Annotated in this window: 14 protein-coding genes; 3 read left to right on the top strand and 11 right to left on the bottom strand. The window is 63.4% G+C overall.

Annotation, left to right across the window (positions count from 1 at the left end):
- Positions 1 to 3 precede the first annotated feature (3 nt).
- The 8 genes from NKH41_RS03830 to murA form a co-directional block, all read right to left on the bottom strand.
- On the bottom strand, positions 4 to 1,005 hold the full coding sequence (locus NKH41_RS03830; RefSeq protein ID WP_352768426.1) for a serine hydrolase domain-containing protein: 1,002 nt from the start codon (positions 1,003 to 1,005) through the stop codon (positions 4 to 6).
- 69 nt (positions 1,006 to 1,074) lie between these two features.
- Positions 1,075 to 2,823: an ABC transporter ATP-binding protein gene (locus tag NKH41_RS03825; RefSeq protein WP_352472237.1), complete on the bottom strand. Its 1,749-nt coding sequence runs from the start codon at positions 2,821 to 2,823 to the stop codon at positions 1,075 to 1,077.
- Complete coding sequence (locus NKH41_RS03820; RefSeq protein WP_352472238.1) at positions 2,820 to 3,659, bottom strand: ABC transporter permease; 840 nt, start codon at positions 3,657 to 3,659, stop codon at positions 2,820 to 2,822. Before NKH41_RS03820 ends, NKH41_RS03825 begins: the two co-directional genes overlap by 4 nt.
- Entirely contained in the window at positions 3,659 to 4,618 is a 960-nt protein-coding gene (locus NKH41_RS03815) for an ABC transporter permease (RefSeq protein WP_352472240.1), read from the bottom strand. The genes NKH41_RS03820 and NKH41_RS03815 overlap by 1 nt, the downstream gene beginning before the upstream one ends.
- Positions 4,619 to 4,650: 32 nt before the next feature.
- Positions 4,651 to 6,171, bottom strand: a complete 1,521-nt coding sequence (locus NKH41_RS03810) for an ABC transporter substrate-binding protein (protein WP_352472241.1) — start codon at positions 6,169 to 6,171, stop codon at positions 4,651 to 4,653.
- 99 nt (positions 6,172 to 6,270) lie between these two features.
- Complete coding sequence (murQ, locus tag NKH41_RS03805; RefSeq protein WP_352542256.1) at positions 6,271 to 7,194, bottom strand: N-acetylmuramic acid 6-phosphate etherase; 924 nt, start codon at positions 7,192 to 7,194, stop codon at positions 6,271 to 6,273.
- A 184-nt stretch (positions 7,195 to 7,378) separates the two neighbouring features.
- Positions 7,379 to 8,269 carry a glucosamine kinase nucleotide-binding domain-containing protein gene (locus tag NKH41_RS03800; RefSeq protein WP_352472242.1) on the bottom strand — a complete coding sequence of 297 codons (891 nt, stop codon included), beginning with the start codon at positions 8,267 to 8,269 and terminating at the stop codon, positions 7,379 to 7,381.
- Positions 8,266 to 9,522 (bottom strand): UDP-N-acetylglucosamine 1-carboxyvinyltransferase, encoded by a 1,257-nt coding sequence (gene murA, locus NKH41_RS03795; RefSeq protein WP_352502988.1) that lies wholly within the window; start codon positions 9,520 to 9,522, stop codon positions 8,266 to 8,268. The genes NKH41_RS03800 and murA overlap by 4 nt, the downstream gene beginning before the upstream one ends.
- A 187-nt stretch (positions 9,523 to 9,709) precedes the next feature.
- Here murA and NKH41_RS03790 point away from each other — a divergent pair, with 187 nt between their 5' ends.
- The 3 genes from NKH41_RS03790 to NKH41_RS03780 all read left to right on the top strand — a co-directional run bounded on the left by NKH41_RS03790 (position 9,710) and on the right by NKH41_RS03780 (position 12,850).
- Positions 9,710 to 10,558 (top strand): MurR/RpiR family transcriptional regulator, encoded by an 849-nt coding sequence (locus NKH41_RS03790; RefSeq protein WP_352768429.1) that lies wholly within the window; start codon positions 9,710 to 9,712, stop codon positions 10,556 to 10,558.
- A 240-nt stretch (positions 10,559 to 10,798) separates the two neighbouring features.
- The gene (locus NKH41_RS03785; protein WP_352768431.1) at positions 10,799 to 11,908 is read left to right on the top strand and encodes a carbohydrate kinase; all 1,110 of its coding nucleotides are present in this window, start codon (positions 10,799 to 10,801) and stop codon (positions 11,906 to 11,908) included.
- Positions 11,909 to 11,920: 12 nt separating this feature from the next.
- Entirely contained in the window at positions 11,921 to 12,850 is a 930-nt protein-coding gene (locus NKH41_RS03780) for a pseudouridine-5'-phosphate glycosidase (protein WP_352502990.1), read from the top strand.
- Between the two features lie 35 nt (positions 12,851 to 12,885).
- Here the strand turns inward: NKH41_RS03780 and NKH41_RS03775 are convergent, their stop codons facing one another.
- The 3 genes from NKH41_RS03775 to NKH41_RS03765 all read right to left on the bottom strand — a co-directional run bounded on the left by NKH41_RS03775 (position 12,886) and on the right by NKH41_RS03765 (position 17,236).
- Positions 12,886 to 14,277: an FAD-binding oxidoreductase gene (locus NKH41_RS03775; protein ID WP_352768434.1), complete on the bottom strand. Its 1,392-nt coding sequence runs from the start codon at positions 14,275 to 14,277 to the stop codon at positions 12,886 to 12,888.
- A gap of 605 nt (positions 14,278 to 14,882) precedes the next feature.
- Entirely contained in the window at positions 14,883 to 16,163 is a 1,281-nt protein-coding gene (locus tag NKH41_RS03770) for an amylo-alpha-1,6-glucosidase (RefSeq protein WP_352768437.1), read from the bottom strand.
- Positions 16,164 to 16,195: 32 nt separating this feature from the next.
- Positions 16,196 to 17,236, bottom strand: a complete 1,041-nt coding sequence (locus NKH41_RS03765; RefSeq protein ID WP_352768439.1) for an ABC transporter ATP-binding protein — start codon at positions 17,234 to 17,236, stop codon at positions 16,196 to 16,198.

The raw sequence follows: 17,236 nt of genomic DNA, 5'->3' as shown, positions 1-17,236 counted from the left end.
TTGTCAGGCTCCGTTGACGAGATCGCCGACCGCTTGGCGAAGCGCTGCGATCCCGCTGTTGAAATGACGTGTCGGATGGATCCGGTTGGTGAGCAAGGTCCAGGCTCTGCCTTTGTCGAAGTCGACCCACAGCCCGACACCGGTAAAGCCGGTATGCCCGATGGTTTCGGGGCTGCATAACCGGCCGCCGGACCAGCCTTCGTAGGGTCGCTCCCAGCCATGGGTGCGGGTCGCCGACAAGGGGGTGCGCATTAGCGCGATCGAACGCTGCGACGCGCCGGTCCCGTCCAGCAGCCCTTGCGCAAAGTCGAGGACCGAAGCCGCCATTCCGAACAGGCCGGCGTGACCGGCACCTTGCAAGGCCGAGCAATTGTCGTCGTGGACTTCGCCGCAGAGCACGCGATGGCGCCATGTGCAGTCTTCGGTCGCCGCCGCTTGATCCGGTTCGGCGGAGAACGCGAAGCCCGGACCGGGATCTATGTCGCGAATGGTCTTGCCAGACAGGCGCTCCAGGACGAAGCCGAGCAGGATGAAGTTGATATCGGAATAGACCGGCTCGCCAGCCTGCCATTCGCGCTGCAGGATGAAGGCGCGCAGCAGGTCCGGATCATGGCCATAGGTGTAGATCGGTGCGACGGCGGGAAACGGTGTCTGATGGCCGAGACACTGGCGAAACGTTACGTTCCGTTCCCAGGCTTTTTCGTCATATTGGCGAAGGTCGGGCAGGACGGAAATCAGCGGCGCGTCGAGGTCGATGAAGCCTTCTTCCGCCAGTGCCAGGATACGCGACGTGGTGAAGATGACTTTGGTCAAGGATGCGAGGTCGAACCATGTCCCGACATGCATCGGCCGTACCTTGGGCACGACTTGGGCTGAGCCGATTGCCCGGACGATGCGTTCGCCGTCCCCGTCAACTATGCCGAGCACGCCGCCCGGAATGCGCGATGCGGCCACGGCCGCTTCGAGCGGGGCGAATGCGCGGGAGAAGAAATCATGGCCGATCAACTACGCCTCCGTTTGGAAGGCAGCGAGGGGGCTGTCCCTCCGGCCTTTCGTATCCTTGGGCGACAATCATCACACTTCCACCCGTGCTCTATGATCCGGCCCGAATTGCTGCCAATTAGCCGGCCCCGGCTCAAACCCCAGCGGACGCACGAGCGAGGGGACCTGGCGCGTGTCCAGCTCGAAACGTTCATGCCGCCGGTCTATAGTAGGAACGGCGGCGATAAGCTGTTTGGTATAGGAGTGCTTCGGCTCCGAGAGCACCGATCTGGCATCGCCGATCTCGACGATCTGGCCGGCATAGATGACCGCGATGCGATGGGCGATCCGCTCGACGACAGCCATGTCATGCGAGATGAACAGATAGGCCAGCCCGAATTCACGCTGCAGCTCGATCAAAAGCTCCAACACCCTGGCCTGCACCGACACATCGAGCGCCGAAACCGCTTCGTCGAGGACGACAACCGAAGGATTGAGCATCAGCGCGCGAGCGATGCACAGGCGTTGCCGCTGGCCGCCGGAGAATTCGTGCGGATAGCGCCGCAGGCTGTTTTCCGGAAGGCCGACGCGTCTCAGCAGCGCGGCCATTTTCGCCCGCGTTTCAGCAGTTATCCGTCCGCCGGTAGCGATCACCGGCTCCGCGAGGAGGTTTTCGACGGTGAGTCTGGGATTAAGCGAGCCATAGGGATTCTGGAACACCATCTGCACGGGAAGGGCGCTCTGCCCGGCGGCGGCCTTGCGCGCGCTGGCCGAGATCGTGCCGCGCGTCGAGCGCACCAGCCCCAGAATCGCGCGGGCGGTGGTGGACTTTCCGGAACCGCTCTCGCCGACGACCGCCAATGTCTCGCCCGGCATTAGCTCGAAATCCACACCGTCCACGGCATGGACGGCACCGCTGGTACGGCTGAAAAACCCAGCCTTGACCGGAAACCGCACTACGAGGCCATCGACCTTCAGCGCCGGCTCGGCAGCTTTTTGCGTTTCGCGTTGCACGTCCTTGCGTGCGGCACTGCCGCCGGCGAAATGCGGCACCGCATGAAGCAGATGCCGCGTATAGGGATGCCGCGGATCGTCCAATATCTGGTTCAATGCGCCCTGCTCGACAGCTTCTCCGCCTTGCATCACCATCACCTTGTCGGCGATGCCTGCAACCAGACCGATGTCGTGGGTGATGAAGATCATCGACATCCCGGTTTCCTGCTTTAATTCGGCGAGCAGCGCCATGATCTGCGCCTGCACCGTAACATCCAGCGCCGTCGTTGGCTCGTCGGCAATGAGCAGGCGCGGGTTGCACGCAATCGCCATGGCGATCATCACCCGCTGCAGCATGCCGCCCGAAAGCTGGTTGGGCGTGTATTTCAGCCGCCGTGCAGCGTCGGGAATACGCACGCGGTCGAGCGCGTCCTTGGCCGCCGCCGTCGCTCGCCGGCCGGTCAGGCCGCGATGCAGGCGAAACGATTCCTCGATCTGCCTGCCGATGGTCAGCACCGGATTGAGCGAGGTCATCGGCTCCTGGAAGATCATGCCGATTTCGCCGCCGCGGATCTTCGTCAATTGCGGCTCGGCTGCGGCTGTCAGGTCGAAGGTGCTGCCGTCGGCCCGCCTCAGCTTGATCGACCCGCCGGTGATGCGGCCGCCGCCATAATCGACGAGGCGATTGATCGACAGCGCCGTGACCGACTTGCCCGAGCCGCTTTCGCCGACGATTGCGAGCGTCTCGCCGTCGGCGAGATCGAAACTGACGCCGCGCACGACCTCATTGGCTTGCGGGTTGCGGCCGAAGCCGACGCGCAATCCGCTGACGGACAGCAGCGGGATCATGCGATCGATCTCCGCATCTTCGGGTCGAGGACATCACGCAACGCATCGCCGAGCAGGTTGAAACCGAGGATGCCGATCATGATCGCCACGCCCGGGAAGATCATCAGCCAGGGAGCTGTCTCCATCAGATTGCGGCTGTCGCTCAGCATCAGGCCGAGCGACGCGGCGGGCGGCTGCGTGCCGAGCCCGAGGAAGCTTAAGCCGGCTTCGGTCAGCAGTGCCCAGGCCAGCGCCAGCGTCACCTGAACCGTCAGTGGCGCCACCAGATTGAGCAGCAGATGCCGTGTTACGATATAGCCCGCACTGCTGCCGAACGTGCGGGCCGCGTCGACGAACTCGCGCGCCTTGAGCGACAGAGCCGGACCTCGCACGACGCGCGTGAAGATCGGTGTGTAGACGACGGCGATGGCAATGACGCTGGTCGAGGTTCCCGGTCCCGCAACCGCGACGATCAGCAGCGCCAGCAGGATCGCCGGGAACGCCAGCACAACGTCCATGATGCGCATCACCATGCCGTCCCAGCGGCGCCCGAACCAGGCTGCCGCCAGCCCGAGCACGGTGCCGGCCAGTGTCGCAAAGGCGACCGAAAAGAAGGCCACGATGAAGGACTGGCCGATCCCGGTCATCAGCCGACTTGCGACATCGCGGCCGAACAGGTCCGTGCCCATCCAGTAGATGCCGTCAGGCGCATGCAGTCGCTCGACCCGGTGCTGCGTCAGCGGATTGTGCGGCGTCAGCCCCAGCATGCCAAGCACGGCAAGCAGCAGATAAAGCGCAACGATGGCACCGCCGATCCGGCCGCTGGGATGCGCAAATATAGCCCGCAATGTCGCCATCAGTGCTCGCTTAACCGGATACGCGGGTCGAGCGCGACATAGGCGAGGTCGACGAGGAGATTGACGATCATGAAGTTGAAGGCGATGAATAGCACGCTTCCCTGCACCAGCGCGTAGTCGCGCTGCAGGATGGCATCCAGCACCATGCGGCCGAGACCGGGCAGCGCATAGATCTGCTCGACGATGACAGCTCCGCCCAGGAGGTAGCCGAACTCTATGCCGCTCAGCGTCACGACCGGGATGAGCGCGTTGGGCAAAGCATGCCGCCAGATGACGCCGCGCGCCGAAACGCCCTTGCTACGCGCCGTCCTGACATAGTCGTCGCTGAGCACATCGAGCATCGCCGAACGCGATATGCGGGTCACCGAAGCCGCGAAGGCAAATCCAAGCGTGACCGCAGGCAGCAACAGCTGGCCGAGATTGCGCAGCGGATCCTGCCACAGCGGCGAAAACTCGCCCATCGCCGGCAAAACGCCAAACCCCGCCGACAGCGTGTAGATGATCAGCAGGGCAAGGACGAAGTTCGGCGTCGACTGCCCGATCATTGCGACAACGCGCACGCCGAGGTCGGACAGCCTTTCGTTATGGGTGGCGGCAAAGATCCCCGCCGGCATGCCGACAAGCAGGGCGATGACCATCGACAGCAAGGCGAGTTCCAACGTTAGCGGGAAACGCTCGAGGATGACGTCGAGCACCGGCCTGCCATAGGTGGACGAAATGCCGAGATTACCTTGGAAAAGACCAAGCAGCCAGCGCCAGTACTGGATGAACCAGGGCTGGTCGATGCCGAAATAAGCTGCAAGCGCATCGCGCTGCTGCGGCGTCAGCAGGCCGGCTTCGGTCCCCAGCATTGCCGTGATCGAATCGCCCGGAACCATCCGGATCGCCAGGAACACCACGATGGATACGCCAAGCAGGACGAGAGGGAAGGTCGCCAGTCGCCGCATCAGATAGTTCACGCGAAGAATTCCTCTCGTCCGGCACAAAGCAGCTACTGGATCGTCACCTTGGCGAGGCTGAACAGCGAACCTGTCGGCACCGGTTCGAATCCTGCGATATTCTTCTGCTGTGCCGTGTAGCTGTAGGACGTGTAGAGCCAGATCCAGGGCGACATCTCAGTGATGTGCTTCTCGAAGTCGGCGAAGATCGCTTTGCGCGCTGCCGGGTCGGTCTCGGTGCGGCCCTTCTGCATAAGACTGTCCAGCGTGTCGTCGATATAGTTCGCCACCTTCTGCAGATTGCCCGTCTTGGTCCAGTAGCGGTTGTACATAGTGTAGGGATCGGCCCTGCCGCCGTTCAGCGCGACGGCCATGTCGAAATCGCCCTTCAGCCAGGCGTCGACATAGACGTTGAGCTCCATCATCTTGATGTCGAGCTTGACGCCGATTTCTGCGAGTTGCGACTGGATGACCTGGGCTTCCGCCGCTGCCGTCGGCGGCTCGCCGGTGGCGCCGATCACTGTCGCCGAAAAGCCGTCGGCATAGCCGGCTTCGGCCATCAACTGCTTGGCCTTCTCAATGTCGCGCTTATAGCAGAACAACTGCTTCGGATCGGTCGCCAGTGCCGGGATGGTCAGCGGGCCGGTGACCTTGCCTTCGCCGAGCGAGGCGGTGTCCAGCACTTCCTGCCGGTCGATGGCGCAGGAAATCGCCTGACGCACCTTGAGTTCGGTCATCGGCTTGCGGGAGGGATTGAGCTGCAGCACGTGATAGGCAAGCACCGGCACGCGGTTCAACTGCAGGCTGGCTTCCTTGGGCACCAGCGTGGCGACAAGCGGATCGTTGAGCAGGGCAAAATCGATCTGCTTGGTGCGCATCGCCGCCAGGATCGCCGTCTCGTCCGGCAGCACGCTGATTTCGATGCCGTCGACGCCGGTCGCGCCGCCTGCCCAGTCCTTGTTGGCGACAAGCACTTCCTTGGAATTCGGATCCCATTTTTCGAGCTTGAACGGACCCGAGCCGATCGTTGTCGTGCCGATCGAGCCGGCCGCGATTTCGCTTGCCGGGACGATCGCCGCATTGACGTCGCTCATCGCCGTCAGGATCGGCACGTCCGGCTGCGAGAGGTGGAACACGACGGTGGCGGGATCGGGCGTGTCGATGCTGGCGATCGAGAGAAAGTTGGCGCGCGCCGCAGCACCCGTCTTCTCGTCGAGTATGCGCTCGAACGATGCCTTGACGTCGGCCGAGGTCACGGCGGCGCCGTTCTGGAATTTTGCTTTCGGATTGAGCTTGAAGCTCAGCTCCTTGCCGTCCGGCGAGAACTGCCATGAATCGGCAATCGCGGGCGTGATTTGCAGGTTTGCGTCGAGCCGCACCAGCGGTTCGTAGATCAGCTCCAGCAGCCGCAGTGAGGAGAATGCCGTCTGCTTGTGCGGATCAAGACCGGTGGCGTCCTGCGACCACGCCATATGCAGCGTCGCCGCACTCGCCTGCACCGGTAGCGCGGCGATGCCAACCATTGCCGCGAGCGTCATGCCGGAAAGCAGTTTCTTGCCAATGTGCCGTACCATTGTCGTCTCCCATTATTGTTAAACCAGATGCCTTGCAGTTCCCCGGACCGCTTCAAAGGGACACACGCCCCGGAACATCGGCCCAGTATCCATGCGGTTTTACACCGTCTTTTCGCCTATCGCTTTGCGCAGGAAACCTCCCGCGTTGGCAAGCGCCTTACGTGCTTCTTCGACACCCATGCCGGTGATCGTCACCAGGATTGCCAGTTTTACATCATTGCCGGTCTGGTCGAGTGCCTGTCGTGCCTGCTGTGCCGCGCAGCCGGTCGTCTGCATCACGATCCTGACCGCCCTTGCGACAAGCTTCTTGTTGCTTGGATTGAGGTCAACCATCAGGTTCTGATAGCTCTTGCCGATGCGGATCATGCTGGCGGTAGACAGCATATTGAGCACCAGCTTTTGCGCGGTTCCCGATTTCAGCCGGGTCGAGCCGGTGAGGACCTCCGGGCCAACCACCGGAGAGATGGCAATATCGGCAATGCCGGCAATGGTCGATCGAGGATTGCAGGACAACGCCACGGTGGTGGCTCCCACCTCCTTGGCATAGGTCAGGCCGCCGATGACATAAGGTGTGCGTCCGCTGACAGCGATGCCGACCACCACGTCGTCGGCGGTCAGCTTGATGTCCTGCAGCGCCTTTATTCCCTGTTTCGGATCGTCCTCGGCGCCTTCCGCAGAGTGCACCAGCGCGTCGACGCCGCCGGCGATCAGGCCCACCACCATGTCCTCGGGTACGCCGAAGGTCGGCGGGCATTCCGAGGCGTCAAGGACGCCGAGCCGGCCGCTGGTGCCAGCCCCCATATAGACAAGGCGTGCACCGTCCTGGAACGCGCTCACGATCCGGTCCACGGCCGCAGCAATATCGGGGATGACCTTCTCGACGGCTGCCGCAACGCCTTTGTCCTCGTCATTGATCTTGCGCAGCACCTCGAGGGTCGGCAACAGATCGATGTCCATGGTTTTCGGGTTCCGGTCCTCGGAAACCAGCCGCTCCAGCTCCGACATCAACCCTTGTTCGACCACTTCGCTTACTTTCAAGTGCGACTGCGAGCAGGACTGTGATGCCCACAGCAAGCGGCGTCCAGTGCCTGCACCTGGCCGTCGGCTCCGTACCGGCTGCGCCGGTTCTGTTTCGTTAACTTTTTAGAATTCGATATTCCCTGTGTCAACGGAAAGTAGGAATATTATATTCCTTGCGAGCAAGGCATCACTGGCGGCAGAGGGATTTTCTGGCCAGGATTATGGCTCCCGAAACCGCGTCGCCGTCGGCCGGCTTCAGCCGTCGGCGGACGTCGGGAGCGAGCCATGGCTCAAGCGGGCTGGACAACCCTCCGAGCAGCGTAACCCGCGGCGCGCCTTTTTCGAACAGCACCCGCACGAAGGTGTCGATCTGCTCGGCAGCGCCTTGCACGATCCGCCGACCGGCCGGATCGCCCTGATCGGCATGGCGGATCACCATCGGCGCCAGGGCGGCATAGTCCGTCGCACTGGCGCGGTCCATCCAGGCCACCGCCTCGAACGGATCGTCCTTGAAGCGCTGCATCACCTCGGCCAGCAGCGCCGTCCGCTCATGCCGACCGTCATGGGCTCGCAAGGCAAGCTGCACTGCCTTCAGTCCGAGATCGGCGCCGCTGCCCTCATCGGAAATCGGAAAACCGTAGCCGCCGACGCGCAGGTCGCGCCCTTCGACAAAGCCGAGCCCGATCGAACCGGTCCCGGCTATGACGATGGCGCCGTCTTGACCCGAATGCGCGCCAAGGCAAGCCGCGACGCCGTCGCTGACGAAGTCGATGCTCGCAAAGGGTTGTTCGATGCCATGAAACGCCTCGAGCGCACCCTTACGGCCGATGCCGGCAACACCGATACCCGCGCGGATCCTGGCGATTTCCGCCGCCGTGAACCCTCCCTCTTCGATCGCCGCGCCAAAGGCTTTGGCAATCGAGGCCCAGGCCACCTCTATACCGAGTCGCGTTGTCGCCGGGCCCGACAGGCCTTGCCCGAGCACGGTTCCTGCCTCGTCTTCGATACGCGCCCGGCAGCCGGTTCCGCCGCCATCGACGCCCAGGAAATAATGCGGAGACGCCCGACCGGCACTCATTGCCTTATTCGTTCGATCTGGGCGCCGCACAGCCGGAGCTTGCGGTCCAACTGCTCGTACCCGCGGTCGAGATGATAGACGCGATTGATCGTCGTCTCGCCCTCCGACACCAGCGCTGCTAGCACCAGCGAGACGGAGGCGCGCAGGTCGGTCGCCATCACTTGCGCGCCCTTCAGCTTCTCGCCTCCGCGCACCAGCGCCATGGTGCCTTGCAGCTTGATATTGGCGCCGAGCCGCATTAGTTCAGGCACATGCATGAAGCGGTTCTCGAAGATCGTCTCGCGCAACAGCGAAGCGCCCTCGGCACAGCACATCAACGCCATGAACTGCGCCTGGAGATCGGTCGGAAAGCCCGGATAGGGCTCCGTCGTCACGTCGACCGCCTTGAGCGGCCCGTCTCTCGATACGATCAGCCCGCGGTCGCCCGGCCATATTTTCACACCGGCTGCTTCGAGCAGCTGGACGACGGATGCCATGTGCTCGAGCCGCGCGTGGGTCAGCTCGAGCTGACCGCCGGTGACGGCCGCTGCGACGGCATAGGTGCCAGCCTCTATCCGGTCCGGAATGATGTCGTGCGTGGCGGCGCGCCAGTCTGTGCTGCCCCCGATCAGGATGCGGTGCGTGCCGGCGCCCTCGATCCGCGCGCCCATGTCGTTCAGGCAGGCGGCAAGATCGGCCACCTCCGGCTCGCGGGCCGCGTTGAGGATCTCGGTCTCGCCGTTTGCCGTCGTCGCCGCCATCATCGCCGTTTCGGTCGCGCCGACCGACGGCGAGCTCAAAACGATGCGCGCGCCTTTCAGTCCGCCCGGCGCAGACGCGACGATCAGTCCGTTTTCGATCGCGATATCGGCGCCAAGTGCGGCAAGTGCGGCGACATGCATGTCGACCGGCCGTGCGCCGATCGCGCAGCCGCCAGGCAGCGAGACCCGGGCATGGCCGAAGCGGGCAAGCAGTGGACCGAGAACCAGCACCGTCGCGCGCATGCGCCTGACGGTATCGTAGCTTGTCTCCCTGGAAGCGGCAGCACTGGTATCGATTGTGGCGGCATGCGCCGATCTGGTGACTTCGGCCCCATGAAGGCCGACGACGCCAAGCATGTTGTCGATATCCGTCACCTCAGGCAGGTTGGTCAGCTGCAGCGGATAGGGGCTGAGCAACGCCGCCGCTATTTGCGGCAAGGCCGCGTTCTTGGCGCCGGAGATCGTCACCGCGCCCTCAAGCCTGTGCCCGCCGACGATCCGCAATTTGTCCATGGCTCTGACCTAATCCCGAGCTGTCGGCGAGTCTACGATCTTTTCATGTCCGAATCGTCGACATGCCCGAAGGCTGGGCCGCAACCGCACCAGTCGAGATTTGATGGTTCATTCTTGGCTGTCAATCAGAGGCGGAATAATTTATTCCTTGGCTTGGCGTTGTCTATGACAGGCAATGGGGGAACGCATGTCCGTCCTGAAGAAGATCGAGGCCAAGCTCGAAGTCATGGCGCCCGGCGACCGCGAGATCGGTCAGTATATCGTCGATAATCCCGACCAGATGCTCCGCCTGTCGACGGCGGCGCTTGCCGCCGAGATCGGCCGCAGCCAGTCGAGCGTCGTCAAGTTCAGCCAGAAGCTCGGCTATTCCAGCTATCAGGAGCTTAAGCTCGCCGTCAGCGAGGCCAAGTCGCAGGAATGGCACGTGCCGGCCGGCATGATCCACGGTTCGATCGAGGTCGGCGACAGCTATCTGGTCATCCTGCGCAAGCTGATCGGCAGCAAGCTTTTGTCGATGCAGCAGACCGTCGCGGCCAACACCGAGCAGGAAATCGGCAAGGCCCTCGAAGCATTGAATGGTGCGCGCCGCATTCATTTGGCCGGCGTCGGCGCATCCTCGCTGGTGGCGCGCGATTTTTCCTACAAGCTGATGAAACTCGGCCGCAACGTGCTGCACGACAGCGACAGCCATGTGCAGATGGCCAATGTCTCGACGCTTGGAAGAGGTGACGTGCTGTTCGCGCTCTCCTATTCCGGGGCGAGCATCGAAACCCTGCGGATAGCTGAACTTGCCCGCAAACGTGGCACCACCGTGATCGCCGTCACCGGACTTCGCGACAATCCGCTGAGCCGGGTTGCCGATATTCGCCTCCACACGATCGCCGATGAAGAGCGCGCGCGCTCGTCATCGATAACTGCGCGTGATGCACAACTGACGGTGACCGACCTGCTGTTCATCCTGCTCGTGCAGAAGCAGCCTGACGCCAACGAATACGTCCACAACAGCGAATTGGCCGTCTCGGTGCTGAAGGCTTAGCGCTCTTCGCCGTCTCGTTAAGGCCTCAGTTTCTCCCCGGCGCTGCACGCCGACAAGAGCAACTTTCGTCCTCCTTGGTGAAATAGCTTTCTTCAATGTGCTCACCCGCTTTCTTCGTCCGGCTGGCAGAGAGTCGCGGGAGCGCCGATTGGTCAAATGCCGCCGGTCGAAACAAATGTTGACAATGTCATCTGTTGTTGCGAAAGCGTTCAGCTTCGAATTTGACGGCCGGGTGAGACAATGGACGACCTTGGAGCACAGGAACAAGCGGTTCTCGACCTCATTGCGGCGAACCCATTCGCCGGCCAGCAGGACATAGCAACGGTGCTCGGCATCGCCCGCTCGACGGTCGCGGCCCACATCGTGCAACTCGTCAACAAGGGATACATTCTCGGCCGTGGTTACGTCTTGCCGACGTCCAAGCGCATGGTCTGCGTCGGCGGCGCGGTGCTCGACCGCAAATACCACGCCAAGAAGGATCTGATTTTCGAGACGTCGAACCCGGTCGACGGCTATCGCAGCTTCGGCGGGGTTGCCCGCAACGTCGCCGAAAACCTTGCCCGCCTCGGCGTCGATATAAGCTTCGTCTCGATCGTCGGCGACGATGAAACCGGCCGCTCACTGGTCCGGCATCTGCGCGACCTCGGCGCCGATGTCAGCCAGATCATCACCACCACGGAACGGCCGACGGCGGAATACGCGGCCATCCTCGACCGCAACAACGACCTCGTGCTCGGCATTGCCGACATGGAGATCTTCGATCTGTTTTCGTCGTCCTATCTCGACCGCTTCTGGCCGCATCTGGCTTCGGCGACATGGGTGTTCATCGACTGCAATCTGCCGGCCGCGACCCTCGCAGCACTGATGTCGCGCAAGCAGGGTGCGCGCTTCAAGCTCGCAGTCGACACGGTATCGGCGCCGAAATCAGCGCGCCTGCCGAAGGACCTGACCGGCATCGATCTTCTGTTCACCAATCATGACGAGGCCAATACGATGCTCGGCATTTCGGATGCCGACAGGCGGCTGACGCCGGAGCAAGCAGCGGCAGCGCTGCGCGCGGCCGGCGCCGGCGAGGTGATCGTGACCGTGGGCGCGCATGGATTTGCCGTTGCGACTGAGAGCGGTGTGACGACCATGCACTCCGTCCCGGCGCAGCCCGTCGATATCACCGGCGCCGGTGACGCGATGATCGCCGGCACACTGTACAAGGTGCTTTCGGGTGAGCCGGTCGCTCATGCCGTGCGCACCGGCGCGCTACTTGCCACACTGACCACCGAGAGCGAAGCCAGCGTCCATCCCGATCTGTCGCCGCGCTTCCTTGCCGCCGGCATGTACCGCATTCCTGCCTGAAAGCGAGATGATATGAAACCTTTCCTTGTCCACCTGAACGATGAAGTCGCTGCTGCGCTTGATGAAGGCCGCGCGGTGGTGGCATTGGAATCGACGATTATCACCCACGGCATGCCCTATCCGGCCAATCTGGAAACTGCCCGTGGTGTCGAGACCGTGGTGCGTGAAAACGGCGCCGTGCCCGCCACGATCGCAGTGGTCGCCGGCAAGATCAAGGTTGGCCTCGACGACCGTGAGCTGGAAGAGCTGGCAGCGGCAAAGGGCGTGGTCAAGGCTTCCGGGCGCGATCTCGCCGCCATCATGGTGCGCGGCGGCTCGGCCGGAACCACCGTCTCGGCGACAATGCGGATCGCCGCTTTAGCCGGGATCGGCATTTTTGCGACCGGGGGCGTGGGCGGCGTGCATCGCGGCGCCGAAGCCACTTTCGATATCTCCGCCGACCTGACCGAACTCGGCCAAACCGGCACGACCGTCGTCTGCGCCGGAGTTAAGTCGATCCTCGATATTGCGAAGACGCTGGAATATCTGGAAACTCAGCGCGTGCCGGTGATCGCCTATGGGAGCGATGATTTTCCGGCTTTCTACACCCGCTCCAGCGGGCTCAAGGCCGATCATCGCCTCGACACGCCCGATGAGATCGCGCGAGCCATGCTGCTGCATGACGAGATGGAATCCGGCACCGGCATTCTCGTCGCCAACCCTATTCCCGAAGCGGACGCGCTCGATCCGGCGTTCATCGACGGCACGATCGCAGCGGCCGTGGCTGAGGCCGAGAAGCGCGGCATCGGGCGCAAGGAACTGACGCCGTTTCTGCTTGCACGCATCAATGAGCTTTCGCAAGGCCGCAGCCTGAAGGCCAACATCGCGCTTGTCCGCAACAACGCCGCGCTTGCTGCCCGCATCGCGGTTGCGCATGCGGAATTGAAGGGCGCGACCAGATAGAGACAGCGCCCGGCCAGCGCTACGCACCTTCGATTTCAGCCCGGCGCGAGGTCGAAGATGCGCCCGGCATTGAGGATGTTGTTCGGGTCGAAGGCTGCTTTCAGGCGCCGCATGGCCGCGATCTCGGCGTCGCTGCGCACAAGGTGCAGCCATTCCTTCTTGTCCAGGCCGATGCCATGCTCGGCCGAGACGCCGCCGCCAGCCGCGGCCACACCCTGGTAGATGATCCCGTATGCGGCCGCCGGATCCGCGGTGCGGACCTGGTAATGCAGATTGCCGTCGCCGAGATGGCCGAAGACGTAGATGTCGGCGCCAGGGTCGACGGCCCTGATGCCGGCTTCTGTTTCGCCTAGGAAAGTCGCCATTCTCGCCAGTGGGATGCTGATATCGACGCCGATCAGGCCTGCCATCGAAAACAGGAAACGGTTGGCCTCCTCGCGCACCGCCCAGAGCGCCCGGAATTCGCGCGGCGATTGCGAGACGACCACGTCGTCGATCACGCCATCTTCAACCGCCTGCATCAGCACCGCGGCAAAACGTTCGCGGTCGCGGTCGGGCTCGCTGCCCTGTATCTCGGCAAGCACATAGACGGGCGAGCCGACCGGCAGCGGCGCCGGCGCCTCCATGCCGGCGATCATGGCGCCATAGAGCGGTGCGAAATTCACCTCATAGGCCGATAGCAAGGGCCCGAGCTTCCGCCTGAGCAGCGCAAGCAACGTGATCGCCGCGTCCAGCGAAGCAAGCGCGCAGAAGGCATTGATCTCGGTGGCCGGCTTCGGATGCAGCCGCAGGCATGCGCGCGTGACCACGCCGAGCGTGCCTTCGCTGCCGATGAACAATTGGCTGAGGTCGTAGCCGGAGTTGTCCTTCGCCAAACCCTTGAGCGAGGTCAGGATACTGCCGTCGGCAAGCACCGCTTCCAGCCCAAGCACCTGCGCCCGGTACATGCCGTAGCGCAGCACACGGATGCCGCCGGCATTGGTGGCGACATTGCCGCCGACGGTGGCCGTGCCGCGCGCTCCGATGTCGACGCCGAACAGCAAGCCGGCCGCATCGGCGGCTTCCTGCACCGCTTGCAGCGGCGCGCCGGCCTCGGCGATGATGGTCGCCGCCTCGCGGTCGATAGCCTCAACGGAAGTCATGCGCTCCAGCGACAGCACCGCTTCGCCGCGCTGGATGCGCGCCGCGCCCGCAAGACCGGTGCGGCCACCCTGGACGACGAGCCTTTGCCCGACCTCGTTGCACAGGCGCAGAATGTCCGACACCTCGCCGGTCGTGCGTGGACGCAAGACGATCGCCGGCGGCGCGCCGTCCTTGCCGTCGGGGTCTTCCCGGTAGCGTGGTCCGGCCTCCTCAGCCGAGACAATCGCTGACCTGTCCAGCCGCTTTTCCAGCCGCGACAGAAGCTCGGTAATTTTCTGCGACATGTGGCTCAAGGACATGAACGGCCCGGGCGCATCGACGCGGCCGGGAGAGGGAAGGGCGAGGGCTGTGAAAGCGGCCGTGGCTGATTTCTACTGTTCAGCAAATGTGCGGAAAACCCGCCAAGAATACAGCCGGTTGTCTTCGCCATGCGTCGCTCCTGTAACAGGTCGACCATAGGCGCGGCCGGCTATTTGTCAAACCTTTGACCGCAAGCGCTTACCTGCGGGCGGCCCAGTATTCTGGACCGAGGCAAACGCTCACTCACGCGTCCCAGGCGCCTCAGCCTCGGCGCAAATGAGCTTGATGTCGGCTCCCGCCGCCCAGGCGCCGATATCCTCCCGCCGCAGTGCCGCCGCCATCATGTCCGGAAACAGATCCGGGGTGCAGGCGAAGACCGGAATGCCAAGTGCCGCGAGCCGCGCTTCTCCCCGCCCCGACGCAGTATAGATAGCGGTTTGTGAAGAATTATTATAGCTCTGGCATGGTGAAGATTGGCATGCCTTGGCCCTGTTTTGATGGACCAGGACGTGCCTCAGACGCAAATAGTATCGACTGTTATTCGGCGGACAGAACGGGCTTTGGTAGCCGGCGGCCTTGGCGGAAGCGTTCAGGCTCTGCCCTTCAGGAACTCGATCACCATTGCCGCGGTCCAGGTGAAGCGATTGCCGCCGAGCGGCTCGCCGTTGAGGGGATCGTAATATTCGGCAAAACCGCTCTCGGCGATCAGCTCGAGACTGGATTGCGTGATGCGTTGTGCGATTTGGCTGTGGCCGGCGACGGCAAGGCCGTCGGCGATCATGTAGTTGACCACCAGCCAGACCGGGCCGCGCCAGTAGCGCTTTGGGTCGAAGCGCCCATCCTCAGGATCATGCGACGGGACGATGTAACGCGCTTTGCCGGCGATGCGCTCGATCGCTGCAGCGATGGTCGCTGCCCGGCTTTCCGGGATGGCCGAAAATACCGACAGAATGCCGCCGACCGACGCGCTGTCAACATGCTTTCCGGCCACTCGGTCGAAACAAATGTACTGGCCATGCGCGTCGCTCCACAGCCGTTCCATTGCCGAAAGCCCCTTTTCGGCACGGGCGCGATTGGCTTCTGCGATTTCGGTTTCGCCAAGTGCCTCGGCGAGATCGGCAAGGTCGGCGGCGGAACGGATCAGGATGGCGTTGAAGCCGGGATCGACGACCTGGAATGGCGAGGCATCGTGCAGCCGGGCATTATCCCAGCCAAGCCCGCGGAAATGCTGCAACAGCCAGACATAGCGGTCATACTGTGCCTTGGTTGGACGATGCGCCGGATCGGCGTGCAGGATGTCGCGGCGGGTGTAGGGCTCGACGCCTTCGGTCGGCACGCGCTCGAACGCCTCGTCCCAGTCGATCGAGTTGTCGCGGCCGGACTCCCATGGGTGGATTATGGCGACCAGCCCTTCGCCGTCCGGGTCGCGATTTTCGTAGAACCAGCGGTGCCAGGCGTCGATTTTCGGCAACAGCGCGCGGGCGCGCTCGGCCGCCAGGGTCTTGTCCTTGGCCTGGTCGAACAAGCGGCGCACGGCAAAGCCGGCGACCGCCGGCTGGGTGATGCCGGAGGTGGCAGTCGGGCGATTGGTTCGCCAGACCTCCGGCCCGGGGAAATAGCCGTCGCTCCAGACATGGAAGACGATGTGCGGCACCATGCCGTCTGGCCATTGGTGGGCGAACAGCGTGTCGATCTCGGTCCAGGCGCGCGCCTCGTCATAGTGGGCAAGGCCGAGCGCGGTCAGGCAGGAATCCCAGTTCCACTGAAACGGGTAGAGGCCCTTGGTCGGTATGGTGTAGGTGCCTTGGTCATTTTCCCTGAGCACCTCGACGGCGCGGGCGATGGTTTCGTCGACAGCAAGAGATATCATCGGGGCGTTCGTACTTTCAGAATCGAAGGGGATCAAAGGGCGTTGGTGGTTTCGGGATCGAACCAGCGGATGCGATCGGGTTTGGGCGAAAGCCGCAAGTGATCGCCGACGGCGACCGTGGCATTCGATTCGAGGATGGCGCGGAACAGGCCGCCCTCGACGTCGCAGGTGACCAGCGTGTGCGGTCCGAGCGGCTCGACAACGCGCACGGTGGCGTTAATACCTTCGTTGCCGGCGTCCACATCCTCGGGGCGAATGGCGAATTCTATCGTCTGCTTGTCCGATTTGGGGCCGGGCAGCGTCAGCCCGGCGACGGTCCAACTGCCGTCGGCCGTCTTCGTCGCCGGGATGAAATTCATCGGCGGGTTGCCGATGAAGGAGCCGACGAAGCGGGCCGCCGGATTGCGGTAGACCTCTACCGGCGGGGCGGCCTGGACGATACGGCCCTGATGCATGACGGCGATGCGGTCGGCAAGGCTCATCGCCTCGACCTGGTCGTGGGTAACGTAGATGGTGGTGGTCTTGGACGCCGCGAGCACACCTTTGAGCTCGGCGCGCATTTCGAGCCGCAGCAGCGCGTCTAGGTTGGACAGCGGCTCGTCCATCAAGATCACGTCAGGCTCCATCGCCAGGGCCCGGGCCACAGCCACGCGTTGGCGCTGACCGCCGGAAAGCTGGCCCGAATAGCGCTTCAAAAGCTGTTCGATATGCATGAGCTCGGCGGTGCGGTTGACGCGCCCGTCGACCTCCTGCTGCGGCAGCTTCTTCATGCGCAGGCCGAAGGCGATATTCTCGAATACCGTCAGGTGCGGAAACACGGCGTAATTCTGGAACACCATAGCGATGCCGCGTTCGCGCGGCGGCAGATGGTCGACGCGGCGCCCCCCGATCCAGACTTCGCCCTGGCTTGGCGTTTCCAGGCCGGCGACGATCCTCAGCAGCGTGGTCTTGCCGCAACCTGAGGCGCCGAGCAGCACCATGAATTCCTGGTCGGCGATGGTCAGGTCAATCGAATGCAGCGCGGTGAAGCCGCCGAAACGTTTTGCCACCTGCTTGATGACGATCTCAGCCAT

Origin of the sequence: Mesorhizobium sp. M1169 (assembly GCF_040318345.1) — a bacterium.
GTDB lineage: Bacteria > Pseudomonadota > Alphaproteobacteria > Rhizobiales > Rhizobiaceae > Mesorhizobium.
This window is presented reverse-complemented; position numbering and strand designations above follow the sequence as displayed.